Consider the following 15,428-nt stretch of genomic DNA (forward strand, 5'->3'; position numbering starts at 1 on the left):
GAAATCTGGCATTTATCAAGGATGTGACGAGCCCTTGACCGTGGCGGGCAGCTCAAACGGACTTGATATCCGGTCGGCCGGTTGCCATGGCCGCCTCTTGCTCGGCAGCCGCGACCCGATTGCGGCCGCTGTTCTTCGCCCGGTAGAGCGCATGGTCGGCGCGCTCGAACAGCTCCGCGGTGGTCAGCCTATCACCCCTTGCGGGATGGAAGGTGGCGGTGCCGATGCTGATCGTCACATAGCCCCAGGGAGGATTCTTCTCATGCGGCAATTGAAGACCGGCGACGCGCTGGCGGATGTTTTCCGCTGCCTTCAATGCGCCGGCACCGTTCGTATCCGGCAGGAGGACGGCGAATTCCTCGCCGCCATAACGGGCGGCAAGATGCTTCGACCGAAGAATCGAGCCGCGCACGACATTCGCAATCGCACGCAGACAGTCGTCGCCGGCGGCGTGGCCATAGGTATCGTTGAAGAACTTGAAGCGGTCGGCGTCGATCATCAGAACGGAAAGCGGCGTGCGCTGTTGTGCGGCCTGCAGCACCATGTCCTCGAAATGAATGTTGAAGGAGCGGCGATTGGCGAGTTGGGTGAGCTCGTCGGTATTGGCAAGCGCGTCCAGCTCTTCCTGGAGGTTCTTCTGGCGCGTAACGTCGCGTGTGACGGCAACGATGCGGATATCGGTGCCGCCAGTGCCGCCCGGCAGCCTGTTCAGCGTGGTTTCGAGCCAGATCTGCCTGCCGTCGGCCCGCTTGCGCCGGACGATCATATTTTCCCTGGTCGACCCTTCCCGCAATCGGGTCATCACCTGGGTGACGGCGTCGTGGTCGTCCTCATGCAGGTTCTCGAGAATATGGGTGCCAAGCATCGCCTCGGCGTCGACACCGAATATCTCCCGGACGGATGGCGACAGATATTCCCTGATCCCATGGCCGTTGAAGCGCTGGATCAGATCGGCCGAACCTTCCGCAAGCAGGCGGAATTCCGCCTCGCGCGCCACCAGCAGCGCTTCGCTCGCCCGCCGCAACATAATCTGCCGCCGCCAGCGCCAAACCAGGAAACCGGTAATCGCCACCAGGACGAAACAGGACATCCAGCGTATCCGCGCGCCCTTCATCCAGGTCGCCAGAGCTTCGGACTGAGACACGGCAGCAAGCCCTACCATTCCGCTGCGCTCGCTCTGATAAAAGCCGCCGATGCGTTGCGTATCGTCTATCGACGAGACGAAGTGATAGGAGCCGGAATGTCGTTGGCGAAGGTGGGTCGTGAAGAGATCGTCGGAGGATATGCTCGACCCGAGCAGTGTCTGGAGGAATGGCGCGCGCGCCAGTACGACGCCGTCGCGGCGGACCAACAGGAACGAGCCCTCGCTGCCGAGGCTGAAACCCTGAAAGAAATTGGTCAGTTCGGTGAGGATGAAGGCCGCGAGCGCAACTCCACCGAAACTTCCGTCCGGATTGTTGATCCTTTGGGTGACCGGCAATATCCACTGACCGGACAGCTTATTCTTCAACGGCCTGCCCAAAACGGGTTCCAGCGTGTCGGAAGACTGGTGGAATACGAAATATTCCCTGTCTGAAAAATTCGCAGCGCCAGCGTCGATGCGCGACGATGTTGCGACCATTTTTCCGTCGGCATCGATGACGGCAAGAGCGCCAAGCCAAGGGGTCGTATCCACCTGGCGCCTCATCACCTGGGTGAGTTTTGCCGGCATGCCCGGTCCGCCGCGTTCCTGCTCGATCTGGGTGATCAGGGCAGCCAGCGGGAACTTTGCCATATCGACCGTATCATCGGCATGCTGCACCAGCGCCTTGGCCGTCTGCATCAAGTCCGCCTCGATGCGGGCAACCTGGGATCTCCAGCTCGAATACTCTCCCCAGACGATCAGTCCCACAAAGCCAAAAACCGCAAATGCGACAGCAACGAACGTCCTGGCCGGCAGGTATTTGATCGCACCAGTCATCTCTCTCTCCCAAACCGACGCAAAAGGGCGGCTCAGGAGTCGCGATCCGCCAGTCGGGGGACGTTAGGGAAAAGTTGTTTACGTTCGCCTAAACCAACGTATCCACATTTTAATCATGCATTTACGGGGCAGAGCCACAAATAGACATCCTGCGGTGTCGTCGCACGACGTATGGCTGCAGCGGCCTCCTCATCGCGCACGCACCGCGCGATACAGGCGAGGACGTTCAGGTGATCCGGACGGGCTTCCGGAGCGAGGAGCAGGAATACAAGATCGACCGGTTCGTCGTCCACCGCCTCGAAATCGATCGGATCTGCAAGCCGGGCGAACAGGCAGAAATGCCGGTCGATGCCGCTGATGCCCGCATGCGGGATGGCAATTCCGGCGCCGATGCCGGTGGACCCCAGATTTTCCCGGTTGGTCAGCACCCGAGCGATATCGCCCGCATCCAGCGCCAGCCGCTCAGCGGCGAGCATGGAAAGCTGCTTGATCAGGATCGCCTTGGACGGCGGTGCCAGATCGAGCACGATGTTCTCGGGCGGGAGGTAGTCACGCAGTCTCATGGGTCATATCCATTGATCGGATCGCGGCGCCTACTGGCCTTCCTGCAGCCGATAACCGACGCCGGTCTCGGTCAGGATGTATTGCGGCTGATCCGGCGCCTTTTCGATCTTCTGGCGAAGTTGCCGCACATAGACGCGCAAGTACTGCACGTCTGTCAGACCGTCCCAGACGTGTTCGAGAAGGAAGCGATGGGTCAGTACCTTGCCCGCATGCTGCACCAGGATACGCAGGATATCGTATTCCTTGGGCGACAGCTTGACCTCCTTGTCCGCCACCTTGACGATGCGCTTGACGAGGTCGACCGAAAGCTCGCCGGTCTGGAAGATCGGCTTTTCGCCCTGGGTCTGGAGACGGTGGCGAAGCGCCACGCGGATGCGGGCGACGAGTTCGTTCATGCCGAATGGTTTCGTCACATAGTCGTCGGCGCCGAGTTCGAGCGCCTTGACGATGCCCGCCTCGTCGGTGCGGCTCGACAGGATGACGATCGGCAGGTCCAGCCCCTCGCCGCGCCATCTGGCGAGCAGGTCGTGACCGGCCATATCCGGGAGGCCAAGATCGAGGATGATCAGATCCGGCCTGTCGCTCTTGACGAGATCGATCGCGACCCTGGCGTTCATCGCCTCGCTGACCGTATAGTCCTGGGTGGAGAGGCCGACGCGCAAAAGCTTGCGGATCGGCGGCTCGTCATCGACGATCAGGACGCGCACGGCGGTATTGGTCATTCCTGTTCTCCCAGAATGGGCATTTCGGCCGGCCCGATCGTATTTTCAAGGATGGGCATGCGGATCGTAAAGATCGCACCGGCACGATCGGAGCGGTTGGCAGCCCGGATCGTGCCGCCCATGGCCTCGATGAAGCCGCGACATATGGAAAGGCCCAACCCGGTGCCGGCCCGCACGTGATCGCCTTTCCGCACGCGGTAGAAGCTGTCGAAGATGCGCTCCAGATCGTTGGGCGGAATGCCCGGCCCTTCATCCATCACCGAGATAAGAATCGAGCCGCCATCCTGCCAGCCGCGGATGTCGATCACCGTCTCGTCGGGCGCATATTTGGCGGCATTGTCGATCAGGTTGAAGAGCACCTGTTCGAACAGGACCGGATCAACCTTGAGCATCGGCATGTCCGCCGGAATGTTGACGCGAAGCTGGTGCCCGGAGGCGATCTTCGCCGCCCGGCTCAGCGCGGTGCCGACGATATCACCGGCGAAATGGAAGGCGTAGTTCGGCTCCATGGCGCCGGAGCCGATGCGGGTCATGTCGAGCAGGTTGGAGATGAAGCGGTTAAGCCGCTCCGACTCGTCGACGACGCTGGTCAGCAGTTCGGCGCGGGCTTCTTCCGGGATATCAGCGCCAAAGTCCTTGAGCGTGCCGGCCGACCCCATGATCGCCGCGAGCGGCGTCTTCAGGTCGTGCGAGATGGATGTGAGCAGCGCGGTGCGCAGGCGGTCGGTTTCGGCGGCGAGCTTGGCCTTGTCGACGTCGGAGACAAGCTGGATGCGCTCGATCGCCAGCGCTGCCTGGTCGGCCAGCGCATCGAACAGCCGCTGTTGTTCGGGGGTCAGCAGCGGTCCCTGCTTGTCGTTGTCGAGACCGATGACGCCGACTGCCTCGCGGCCGGTACGCATCGGCAGGTAGAGACGTTTGGCCCCCGGCAGCGTATCGGCGGCGCGGCCGGCTGGCCGGTTGTGCTCCCAGGCCCATTTGGCAGCGGCGATATCGGCATCCACCAGCGTGTCGTCCGGCGGATAACCGGCCTTGACGGCGATCGAGCCGTTTTCCGGCAGCAGGATGACCACCCTGACCTTCAGCATCGAGGCGATCTGGAAGGCGGTCGCCCAGAGCACGTCGTCCAGCGTGCCGGTGCCGGCGAGCTTTTTCGAGAAGAGGTAGAGGTCTTCGGTGGTGCGGGCTCTCCGACGGGCGGCAGCAGCCTGACGCTGGACGGCGGCCGTCAGGTTGGAAGCGACGACCGCGACGCCAAGATAAAAGAACAGCGCCACCAGGCTTTCCGGGTCCCGGACCGTAAACGTGTAGCGCGGCTCGAGAAAAAAGAAATTGAAGGAGAGCGCGCCAGCCACGGAGGCGAACAGTCCCGGTCCCAGTCCGCCGCGCACCGCTGCCGCCAGCACCGCCATCAGGAAAACCAGCGCAAGGTTGCGGACGTCGAGCGTCTGGTCGAGGGCAGCACCGGCAATGATTGCGAGAGCCACAAAGATCGTACTTTTGACGTAGGGCTTGAAGCGGAAGGCCTTGGGCAGCTGCGCCGCCTTCAGGCCGCGTTTCGGTTCGCCTTCCTTGGAGTCGCCGGAGATGACGTGGACACTGATATCGCCCGCATAACGGATCAGGTCATAAGTGACCGACCCCTGCAAGATCTGCCGCCAGCGCGGCTTGGCCGGGCGCCCGACGACGATATGCGTGAAGTTGTTGGCGTTGGCATAGGCGATGATCTCGCGCGACGGCTGCAGCGCCGGCAGCGTCACGGTCTCGGCGCCGAGCTGTTCGGCCAGCCGCATGTTGGCGGCCAGCCGGTCCTTGTCCTGCTCGGGCAGACTGACCGATTGCGGCGTTTCGAGATGCAGCGCCGCCCACGGTGCCCGCAGGCGATCGGCCTGCCGGCGCGCGTACCGCACCAGGCTCGCGCCGTTCCTGCCGTGGTCGAGGCAGACCAGCACCCGATCGCCAGCCGCCCATGGGCCGGAAATCGCATGCGCCTGCATGTGGTTGAGGAGCTGCTCGTCGACCCGCTGGGCGGTGCGGCGGAGTGCGAGCTCGCGTAGCGCGGTGAGGTTGCCGGGCGAAAAGTAGTTCTCGATCGCCCGGCGCGCCGTGGTCGGCACGTAGACCTTGCCGTCGTTCAGCCGCTTGATGAGATCGTCCGGGGTGAGGTCGATGATCTCGACGTCGTCTGCCCGGTCGATGATGCTGTCCGGCACAGTCTCGCGCACCCGGACGCGGGTGATCTGTGCCACCACATCGTTGAGGCTCTCGACATGCTGGATGTTGAGCGTCGAATAGACGTCGATACCGTGGGAGAGGATTTCCTGCACATCCATATAACGCTTCGGATGGCGACTGCCGGCGGCATTGGTATGAGCGAGCTCGTCGACCAGGACCAGGGCCGGACGGCGCGCGAGAATGGCATCGAGGTCCATTTCATCCAGTAGCTGGCCGCGATAGTCGATCGCCTTGCGCGGCACGACCTCGAAACCTTCGACCAGCGCCTCGGTCTCCTTGCGGCCATGGGTCTCGACGACGCCGATCACCACGTCGAGCCCGTCGGCCTTGCGGGCGCGGCCGGACATCAGCATCTCGTAGGTCTTGCCGACGCCGGGGGCCGCCCCCAGAAAAATCTTCAGCCGCCCGCGCGCCTCGCGCTCGGCATGCTCCAGAAGCGCATCCGGCGAAGGCCTATTCTCACTCTCGCGGCTGTCGTCGGCCATTGGCTACCTGTCTCCCGTGCGGGAAGCGGCGGCTGCCGATGCTGGCAGCCGCCGCCATTTCAATTTAAGAACGGGCGCCGTCAAGCGCCATATTGAGCGCCAGGACATTGACCACAGGTTCGCCGAGGAAACCAAGCTCGGGACCTTCGACATGGGCCTCGACGAGCGCACGGACCGCGGCCTCGTCCATTTGCCGGGCCTTGGCGACGCGCGGCACCTGGAAGAGGGCGGCTTCCGGCGAGATATGCGGGTCGAGGCCGCTGCCGGAGGCGGTGACGAGGTCGATCGGCACCTGCGCATTCGGGTTGGTCGCCTTGGCGGCCTCATAGTCCGTCTTTACCCGATCGATCAGCTTGGCGCTGGTGGGGCCGAGGTTGGAGCCGGAGGACGAGGCGGCGTTGTAACCGTCGCCGGCGGCCGACGGACGACCGTGGAAATACTGGTCGCCGGTGAAGGCCTGACCGATCAGGGTCGAGCCGACAACCGTTCCGTCCTTCTCGACCAGGCTGCCGTTCGCCTGGCTCGGGAAGACTGCCTGGGCGATGCCGGTCATGGCGAAGGGGTAGATAAGGCCAGTAATGGCCGTGGTGGCGACGATCAAAACGATCGCGGGACGAAGTTGCTTGAACATTGCCATTTCTCCTTAAGCGAGACCGATCGCGGTGATGATCATGTCGATCGCCTTGATGCCGATGAAGGGAACGAGGATGCCGCCGAGACCGTAGACGAGCAGATTGCGGGAAAGCAGCGCGCCGGCGCCGATGGCACGGTATTTGACGCCCTTCAGCGACAGCGGGATCAACGCGATGATGATCAGTGCGTTGAAGATGATCGCCGACAGGATGGCGCTTTGCGGCGTGGCGAGCCCCATGATGTTCAGCACCCCGAGCTGCGGATAGAAGGTCAGGAACATCGCCGGGATGATGGCGAAATACTTGGCGATGTCGTTGGCGATCGAGAAGGTGGTCAGCGCGCCGCGGGTCATCAAGAGCTGCTTGCCGATCTCGACGATCTCGATGAGCTTGGTCGGATCGCTGTCGAGATCGACCATGTTGCCGGCCTCGCGGGCAGCGACCGTGCCGGTGTTCATGGCGACGCCGACATCCGCCTGGGCAAGCGCCGGGGCGTCGTTGGTGCCGTCGCCGCACATGGCGACGAGCTTGCCCTTGGCCTGTTCCTCGCGGATCAGCGTCAGCTTGTTCTCAGGCGTCGCCTGGGCGAGGAAGTCGTCGACGCCCGCTTCGGCGGCGATTGCGGCCGCGGTCATCGGGTTGTCGCCGGTGATCATCACGGTGCGGATGCCCATGCGGCGCAGTTCCGCAAAACGCTCGCGGATACCGCCCTTGACGATGTCCTTCAACTGGACGACGCCGAGCAGCTTGCCGTCACGGGCAACGGCGAGCGGCGTGCCGCCGGCCTTGGCGATTTCGTCGGCGATTGCCTGCAGCTCGCGCACGATATCGGATTGCGGGCTGGCGGCGATTGCCGCATTGCCGGAGACCGGCATGGTACCCGAGCCGACATAGCCGAGCACTGCGTCGACAGCACCCTTGCGGATCTGCGAGCCTTCGAGATCGACACCGCTCATGCGGGTCTGGGCGGTGAAGGGGACGAAGGTCGCCTTGAGGCTTGCCATGTCGCGACCACGGATCGCGTATTTCTCCTTGGCGAGCACGACGATGGAACGGCCTTCCGGCGTTTCGTCGGCAAGCGAGGCGAGCTGGGCGGCATCGGCGAGATCCTGTTCGGAGACGCCGCGGACCGGGCGGAACGAGGTGGCCTGGCGGTTGCCGAGCGTGATCGTGCCGGTCTTGTCGAGGAGCAGCGTATCGACGTCGCCGGCGGCTTCCACCGCACGGCCGGACATGGCGAGCACGTTGAAGCGGACGAGGCGGTCCATGCCCGCAATGCCGATCGCCGAGAGCAGTGCGCCGATCGTCGTCGGGATCAGCGTCACGAACAGCGCGACGAGGATGATGATCGGGATCGAGCCGCCGGCGTAGATCGCAAAGCTCGGGATCGTCGCGGTGGCGAGCACGAAGATCAGCGTCATGCCGGCGAGCAGGATGTTGAGCGCGATCTCGTTCGGCGTCTTCTGGCGCTCGGCGCCTTCGACGAGCGAGATCATCCGGTCGAGGAAGGTCGAGCCGGCAGCAGCCGTGATGCGGACGCGGATCCAGTCGGAAAGCACCTGGGTGCCGCCTGTCACGGCCGAGCGGTCGCCGCCGGATTCGCGGATGACGGGGGCGCTCTCGCCGGTGATCGCGGCTTCGTTGACCGAGGCGACGCCCTCGATGACTTCGCCATCGGAGGGGATGATGTCGCCAGGCTCGACGAGCACGACATCGCCGACTTTCAGGCTGGTGCCGGCGACCATCTTGTACTGGGTGCGGTCGCTGCCCGACAGAAGCTTGGCCTGGGTTTCGGTGCGGGCCTTGCGCAGCGAATCCGCCTGCGCCTTGCCGCGGCCTTCAGCGACCGCTTCGGCGAAGTTGGCGAACAGCACGGTGAACCAGAGCCAGAGGTTGATCTGGAAGGAGAAGCCGAGATTGCCGTTGCCGGCCGCAAGGTCGCGGAGGAACAGGACGGTGGTAAGGACCGAGACCGTGGCCACGACGAACATGACCGGGTTACGGCTAAGGGTCCGCGGGTTGAGCTTCTTGAAAGCATCGCCTGCGGCCGGAATGAGGATGCGAGTATCCATGATACTCGCGGATTTTGCCTGGCTCATAAGAGACTCCAGCTTTAAAGGGACGTTTGCGAAACAATTCGATGGGGCCGAGGCGGCGCGGCATTCCTAACCCTCCCCCTTGTGGGGAGGGTGGCCGGCAGGCCGGAGGGGTTTTGATGCGGGTCGAAGATCCCCTCCCCAACCCCTCCCCACATGGGGGAGGGGCTCCTCGCACCGCCGCGGCCAGACGAGCGACATGGTCCCGCCTCAGAAGGTCTGGCCGGCGATCATGACCAGGTGTTCGACGACCGGGCCGAGCGCCAGAGCGGGCATGAAGGTGAGGCCGCCAACGATCAGGATCGTGCCGACCAGCAGGCCGACGAAGAGCGGGCCGTCGGTCGGGAAGGTACCTGCCGAGGCCGGAACCGTCTTCTTGGCGACCAGCGAACCTGCAATCGCAAGCGCGGGGATGATGACCAGGAAGCGGCCCATCAACATGCCGATGCCGAGCGTCACGTTGTACCAGGGCGTGTTGCCCGTCAGTCCGCCGAATGCCGAGCCGTTGTTGGCCGCAGCCGACGTATAGGCGTAGAGGATTTCGGAGAAACCGTGCGGGCCGGCCGTGCCGATCGAGGCGACGGCGGACGGCAGGACCGTGGCAATCGCCGTGAAGACCAGCATGGCGAGCGGCAGGCAGAGGATGGCGAGCACGGCCATCTTCATCTCCTTCGCCTCGATCTTCTTGCCGAGATATTCCGGCGTGCGACCGACCATGAGGCCTGCCACGAAGACTGCGACGATGATGAAGAGGATGATGCCGTAGAAACCCGCGCCGACGCCGCCGACGATGACTTCGCCGAGCTGCATGTTGATGAGCGGGATCAGGCCGCCGAGCGCGGTGAACGAATCATGCATGGCATTGACCGCGCCGCAGGAGGCCGCCGTGGTGATGACCGCAAACAGCGAGGACATGGCGACGCCGAAGCGGACTTCCTTGCCTTCCATGTTGCCGCCGGCAAGACCGAGCTGGTGCATGAGAGGATTGCCGGCCGCTTCCGCCCAGTAGGTGATGCCGACGCCGACGATGAACAGGATGCCCATCGAGGCGAGGATCGCCCAGCCCTGGCGCTGGTTGCCGACCATGCGGCCGAAGACGTTGGTGAAGGCGGCCCCGATCGCGAAGATCGACAGCATTTGGATCATGTTGGAGATGTTGCCGGGGTTCTCGAACGGATGGGCCGAGTTGGCGTTGAAGAAGCCGCCGCCATTGGTGCCGAGCATCTTGATGGCAAGCTGCGAGGCGACCGGGCCGAGAGCAATGGTCTGCTTGGCGCCTTCGAGGGTCGTTGCCTCGACATAAGGCCCGAGCGTCTGCGGCACGCCGAGATAGACGTAGACCAGGGTCAGCACGATGCAGAACGGCAGCAGGATGTAGAGCATGGCGCGGGTCATATCGATCCAGAAATTGCCAATCGCCTTACCCGATGCGCGCGAAAAGGCGCGGATCAGGCCGACGGCGATCGCCATGCCGGTCGCGGCAGAGGCGAAGTTCTGCACCGCGAACCCGGCCATCTGGGTCAGGTAGGACATGGTGCTTTCGCCGCCGTAGTTCTGCCAGTTGGTGTTGGTCACGAAGCTGACGGCGGTGTTGAAGGAAAGCTCGGGCGGCACGGCGGCCATGCCGGCCGGGTTATAGGGCAGGCCTGCCTGCAGGCGCATCAGGGCGTAAAGGACGAGCACGCCGAAGAGGTTGAACATCAGCAGCGATAAGGCATAGGAGGTCCAATGTTGTTCTTCACGCTCGCTGGTGCCGGCCGCGGCATAAAGTCCCCGTTCGATCGGAACGAGGACAGGTGACAGAAGGGTGCGCTCGCCTGAAAAGACACGCGTCATGTAGCCGCCGAGCGGTTTGACGAGCGCGATGATGATCCCGCAAAAAAGCAGGATCTGAAGCCATCCGTTGAGGGTCATTTGGGGTTAACTTTCAATACCCGGCAGCTGACGAAAGCGCCGGTTCTCTTCAAAGGCGTTCTTTTTAGAAGCGTTCGGGACGAATGAGAGCGTATGTGAGGTAGACGGTCAGGAACACGGTCACGGCACCGCTTAAGGCATAATCGAGGATCATCGGTGCTTCTCCCTTCAAAGCCTGTCGCAGGCGCGGGTATAGGCAAAGCAGAGACCGAAAAAGACGACTGCGGTGCCGAGTAGAATGACGTCCATCATTGATCTGGACTCCTGTTGTTAAGGCGAGGCCAAACAAGACAAAGGGGCCATCCTGATGGGACGGCACCTTGATGCTTTCCGGCTTGGAGATGATCTTTTGCGATCTCTCTGACCCTAATATGCGGCGCGACCGCATAGGGGTTCGAGACGGAGCGCAGAGGAAAGAAATAAAAATCCTATAGGAATTTTGGTTTTGCCGGGGCGCTGCCTCGGGCTGATCTCCCCCCTTGCGGGGGAGATTGGAGTGTGCCGTGACGGCCTCTATTCAAAGGGTCGCGAGCGTAATGCCGTAGGCGACCATCATCACGGCCAGCATCACGCCGAGCATGCCGAGGATAATGTTCGAGGCGCGCAGGCTGTGATCTGCAGCGGATACGTCCAGGCGCGGATAGACATGACCGCGCACCCGATCGAGGGAATGAGACATGGCCGTTTCCTCAAGCCCTGCCCGCAACCTTCATGCGGAAGCCGGTCACACCCGGGCTCGCTGGCCGGTTCTCGAAAGCCGAGTTCAGGTTGAGCGTCACGTCATCCGGCACGCAGCAAACGGCACCGGACACATGATCGCTTTCGAACATGGCGAAATGCACCGCCGACGCCCGGTCGGTGAACAGTCCGCCGACGCGACCGTCGCGGTCGGAGACGATCCACCGGCCGCCGGCATCGCGGCCGACCATGAAACGCACGCCACGCGAGGAAGGTTCGCTTTTCAACATTGCCTTGTTCATCGCGTTTCTCCTCAGGCCACCATCATGGAAACAAAACCCGCGGCGCAGAGGCCGAGACCGATGACCCCCAGAAGCCTCAGGAAGACCCCAAGTTTCGCATCGACCGGGCGATCTGGCTGCGACAATCGATGCTGCTGGGCCTTGGCTTCGGCAAGATGCAGGGAGTAAACGTTCCCCAAACGACCAAACATTTCAGTCACTCCTTGTTGGGATTGGCTCGCGGCATTGTTCGCGCGGAGCCGGCATCGAAACCGATGCACGATCCAGAAGGTAGCGACGACCCCATAGGCTTTCGATTGGAGGCGTCATGTGAAGAAATAGGGATTCCATATAAGCGACCGCGATTTTTCATTTGCGCCGCAGCATTCCGAGCGGCATGTTCGAAATCCTCGAACTATAAAAGAATGGGAATGGAATTCAGATCATGACAGCAGATGCGATCGTGCTGGGAGCCGGTATTGTCGGCGTTTCGACGGCGTTGCAGCTCGCCCGGCGCGGCAAATCGGTGGTGCTCGTCGACCGGAAAGAACCCGGGATGGAGACATCCTACGGCAATGCCGGGCTGATCCAGCGCGAGGGCGTCGTGCCCTATGGCTTCCCGCAGCAGTTCGGCCTGATCCTGCGTTATGCCATGAACAACCGCATCGACGCGCATTTTCACTGGCGGGCGATCCCATCGGTCACCTCGTTTCTGGCGAAATACTGGTGGCATTCGAACCTGACCCGCCATCAGCTGATCGCCCGCGCCTACGCGCCTTTGATCGAACACTCGATCGCGACCCATAACGAGCTGATCGAGGAGGCCGGAGCTGAAGCTCTAATCGCCAAGAACGGCTGGACGGAAGTGTTCCGCACCCGCGGTAAGCATGACGGCGAGATCGGCGAGGCAGAACGGCTCCGCAAGGAATACGGCGTCGCGTTCAAGGAGCTCTCGCCTGCCGATATCGCCGAGCAGGAGCCCAATCTTTCCACCGATTTCGTCGGCGGCCTGCGCTGGGAGGACCCCTGGTCGGTCAAGGACCCGCTGGCGCTGACCCGCGCCTATGTGGCGCTGTTCGAAAAGCTCGGCGGCCGTGTGTTGAAGGGCGATGCGAAGAGCCTGTCGCAGACCAAGACCGGCTGGCGGATCGTCGCCGGCGACGGCACGGTCGAAGCCAAGGACGTCGTGGTGGCACTCGGCCCCTGGTCCGATACGGTTACGAAACCGCTCGGTTACAATTTCCTGGTCGGCGTCAAGCGCGGCTATCACATGCACTATTCGGCCCAGGGCAACGCCAAGCTCAACGGCTGGACCATGGATGCGGAGCGCGGTTATTTCCTGGCGCCGATGAACCAGGGCATCCGCCTGACGACGGGCGCCGAATTCGCCCGCCGCGATGCGCCGAAGACGCCGGTCCAGCTGGAGCGCGCCGAAGCAGTCGCCCGCAGCATCTTCCCGCTCGCAGAGCGGCTCGACCAAGAGCCGTGGATGGGTGCGCGCCCCTGCACGCCGGACATGATGCCTGTCATCGGCAAGGCCCCGCGCCACGACGGCCTGTGGTTCGCTTTCGGCCATGCGCATCACGGCCTGACGCTCGGACCAGTGACTGGACAGGTGATCGCCGAAGCAATTACCGGCGAGAAGACATTGATCGACATCTCGGCCTACAGGCCAGAGCGTTTCAACGCCTAACCCTGTCCGAGTTGAGTGGGCTGGTCTGCAAGCAGCAGGGATTGTCGGAGAGCCTTGCGCGTGACCGACGTGAGGTACAGCGCCTATATCAGGATCGTGTGAGATGGCCTTCAAGACGACCGACAATCCCCGCCATGCGGATTCCTGGTATGCGGCTTCTGCCAAGGACAAGCGTGTCCGCCCGGCCCTCGATGGCGAGACGGAAGCGGATGTCTGCGTTGTCGGCGCCGGCTTCACCGGCATTTCCGCGGCGCTCGAACTTGCCGAGCGCGGTTATTCCGTCGTGGTGCTGGAAGCGGAGCGCATCGGTTTCGGTGCATCTGGCCGCAATGGCGGCCAGATCGTCAACGGCTACAGCCGCGATCTCGAAACCATCGCCGGACGATATGGCCGCGACAAGGCGGTGAAGCTCGTCGCGATGTCGCTCGAAGGCGGCGAGATCATCCGCGGCCGGGTGGCGAAATACGGGATCGACTGCGACCTGGTGCATGGCGGTTTCTTCGCGGCCTTCACCGACAAGCAGATCCGCGAGATGGAGCATCACAAGACCGACTGGGAAAAATACGGCCATGGCGGGCTGGAGATGGTCTCCAGGGCAGATGTCGGCAAATACGTGAAGACCGATCGTTATGCCGGCGGCATGATCGACAGGCTCGGTGGCCACATCCACCCCCTCAATCTCGTGCTCGGAGAAGCCGCGGCGTTCGAAAGCCTTGGCGGACGCATCTTCGAAGCCTCGCGCGTGACCGGCCTCGACATGGGCGAAAAACCGGTGGTGCGGACCGAAAAGGGGTTGGTCAATGCCTCGTATGTGCTCGTCTGCGGCAATGCTTATCTCTCCCCTCAGTTTCCGGAGATCAGCGGCCGGATGATGCCGGTTTCCAGCCAGGTTATGGCGACTGAACCACTCGACGCTGCCTTGATCGAAAGCCTGCTGCCGGCGAATTACTGCGTCGAGGATGCCAATTATATCCTCGACTATTACCGGCGCACTGCCGACAACCGGCTGCTCTACGGCGGCGGCATCGGCTACGGCGGCCACGATCCGAGCGATCTCACGGGCGTCATCCGCCCCAATATGCTGAAGACGTTTCCACAGTTGAAGGACGTGAAGATCGATTATGCCTGGAGCGGCAATTTCGCGCTTACCCTGACACGGATCCCGCATATGGGGAAACTGTCGGACAAGGTCTATTTTTCACACGGCGACAGCGGCCATGGCGTGACCACCACGCATCTGCTCGGCAAGATCCTCGGCGAGGCGGTCGCCGGCCACGCGGAACGCTTCGACATCTGGTCGTCGCTGCCCAACCTGCCCTTTCCGGGCGGGCAGACGTTCCGGGTGCCGCTCACCGTGCTCGGCGCCTGGTGGTATGGCTTGCGCGACCGGCTGGGCGTGTGACCCGATGATCAGAGCGACGCCGGGAAGCTGCCGGTGAGGTAGTAGGTCGCCTGCGTCCGAATAATCGACTTGAACTGCGCAACAGTTCCGGCGGCTTCGTCTTCCGGAACCATGAGAGCCAGCCGCAGTGTGGCGCCCGCCATGTGAAACATCACCAGAAGGGTCTGCGCATAATTTTCTCTTAGAGGCTGTTCAACGAAAGGTTCCGTGGCCTTGTAAAATACGTCGGCCTGAAAGCGGGTCTCTGCGATATCGAGGTCCGCAAGCGCCTTGTCCGCCTGGATGGCGTTCAGGAGATCCTGGGTCGCCGGCCTTTCCCGCATGTTGTAATAGTACATATCGAAAAGCGCTTCCGAAGCATGCAAAGCGTCTTCGGCCGTGGCGATCTTTTCGATCTGCTCCACCACCAAGGCACGAACCTCTTCGACGTAACGCTCGTAGAGCGTGGCGATGATGGCGGACTTGTTCGGGAAATACTGGTAAACCGATGCGATAGGGCCACCGGAAAGCGCGGCGATCTCCTTCATGGTCACTGCGTCGATGCCCTTCTGGCCGATCAGTTCCATGGATACTTTCAGGATTTCATCGATGCGCTCGCGGCTTCGCTCCTGTTTCGGCACCCGGCGAAGGGAACCCCGCCCCGGTCCTTGCGTCGAATCTGGCATCCGCAAACGGTCTCCTCAAACACCTGTCAACTGTTGCCTGTGCCGGCGAAATCTCCGGTAAGTCAGGCGGAATTGCTTGAATGCAAAAACTGTTGTTTATA

At 62.6% G+C, this 15,428-nt stretch carries 14 protein-coding genes; 2 read left to right on the forward strand and 12 right to left on the reverse strand.

The genetic code is table 11. The features are described from left to right. Positions 1-52: 52 nt before the first annotated feature. The 11 genes from ABCW43_RS07940 to ABCW43_RS07990 form a co-directional block, all read right to left on the reverse strand. A complete protein-coding gene (locus ABCW43_RS07940) occupies positions 53-1,960 on the reverse strand; it encodes a sensor domain-containing diguanylate cyclase (protein ID WP_345922877.1) in 1,908 nt (635 codons plus the stop codon). Between the two features lie 113 nt (positions 1,961-2,073). Beyond that, entirely contained in the window at positions 2,074-2,523 is a 450-nt protein-coding gene (locus tag ABCW43_RS07945; protein WP_345922878.1) for a PTS sugar transporter subunit IIA, read from the reverse strand. A 30-nt stretch (positions 2,524-2,553) separates the two neighbouring features. After that, complete coding sequence (locus ABCW43_RS07950; protein ID WP_345922879.1) at positions 2,554-3,246, reverse strand: response regulator transcription factor; 693 nt, start codon at positions 3,244-3,246, stop codon at positions 2,554-2,556. Continuing rightward, on the reverse strand, positions 3,243-5,966 hold the full coding sequence (locus ABCW43_RS07955) for a DUF4118 domain-containing protein (RefSeq protein WP_345922880.1): 2,724 nt from the start codon (positions 5,964-5,966) through the stop codon (positions 3,243-3,245). The genes ABCW43_RS07950 and ABCW43_RS07955 overlap by 4 nt, the downstream gene beginning before the upstream one ends. 64 nt (positions 5,967-6,030) lie before the next feature. Then, on the reverse strand, positions 6,031-6,597 hold the full coding sequence (gene kdpC, locus ABCW43_RS07960; protein ID WP_345922881.1) for a potassium-transporting ATPase subunit KdpC: 567 nt from the start codon (positions 6,595-6,597) through the stop codon (positions 6,031-6,033). Between the two features lie 12 nt (positions 6,598-6,609). Continuing rightward, entirely contained in the window at positions 6,610-8,697 is a 2,088-nt protein-coding gene (kdpB, locus tag ABCW43_RS07965) for a potassium-transporting ATPase subunit KdpB (RefSeq protein ID WP_345922882.1), read from the reverse strand. 207 nt (positions 8,698-8,904) lie between these two features. Continuing rightward, on the reverse strand, positions 8,905-10,608 hold the full coding sequence (gene kdpA / locus ABCW43_RS07970; protein WP_345922883.1) for a potassium-transporting ATPase subunit KdpA: 1,704 nt from the start codon (positions 10,606-10,608) through the stop codon (positions 8,905-8,907). Positions 10,609-10,672: 64 nt separating this feature from the next. Then, positions 10,673-10,762, reverse strand: coding sequence for a K(+)-transporting ATPase subunit F (locus tag ABCW43_RS07975; RefSeq protein ID WP_345922884.1), 90 nt, complete (start codon positions 10,760-10,762; stop codon positions 10,673-10,675). A gap of 363 nt (positions 10,763-11,125) precedes the next feature. Continuing rightward, entirely contained in the window at positions 11,126-11,287 is a 162-nt protein-coding gene (locus ABCW43_RS07980; RefSeq protein WP_345922885.1) for a hypothetical protein, read from the reverse strand. 10 nt (positions 11,288-11,297) lie between these two features. Then, positions 11,298-11,588, reverse strand: a complete 291-nt coding sequence (locus ABCW43_RS07985; RefSeq protein ID WP_345922886.1) for a hypothetical protein — start codon at positions 11,586-11,588, stop codon at positions 11,298-11,300. A gap of 11 nt (positions 11,589-11,599) precedes the next feature. Next, the gene (locus tag ABCW43_RS07990) at positions 11,600-11,779 is read right to left on the reverse strand and encodes a hypothetical protein (RefSeq protein ID WP_345922887.1); all 180 of its coding nucleotides are present in this window, start codon (positions 11,777-11,779) and stop codon (positions 11,600-11,602) included. A gap of 233 nt (positions 11,780-12,012) precedes the next feature. Between ABCW43_RS07990 and ABCW43_RS07995 the strand changes: the two genes are divergently transcribed. Beyond that, complete coding sequence (locus tag ABCW43_RS07995; protein ID WP_345922888.1) at positions 12,013-13,260, forward strand: NAD(P)/FAD-dependent oxidoreductase; 1,248 nt, start codon at positions 12,013-12,015, stop codon at positions 13,258-13,260. A gap of 103 nt (positions 13,261-13,363) precedes the next feature. Further along, entirely contained in the window at positions 13,364-14,662 is a 1,299-nt protein-coding gene (locus tag ABCW43_RS08000) for an NAD(P)/FAD-dependent oxidoreductase (RefSeq protein ID WP_345922889.1), read from the forward strand. Between the two features lie 8 nt (positions 14,663-14,670). On the opposite strand, the gene ABCW43_RS08005 is transcribed toward ABCW43_RS08000, so the two are convergent. After that, on the reverse strand, positions 14,671-15,327 hold the full coding sequence (locus ABCW43_RS08005) for a TetR/AcrR family transcriptional regulator (protein WP_345922890.1): 657 nt from the start codon (positions 15,325-15,327) through the stop codon (positions 14,671-14,673). Positions 15,328-15,428: the final 101 nt, after the last annotated feature.

It is taken from the genome of Neorhizobium tunisiense, assembly GCF_039631515.1.
Classification (GTDB): domain Bacteria; phylum Pseudomonadota; class Alphaproteobacteria; order Rhizobiales; family Rhizobiaceae; genus Neorhizobium.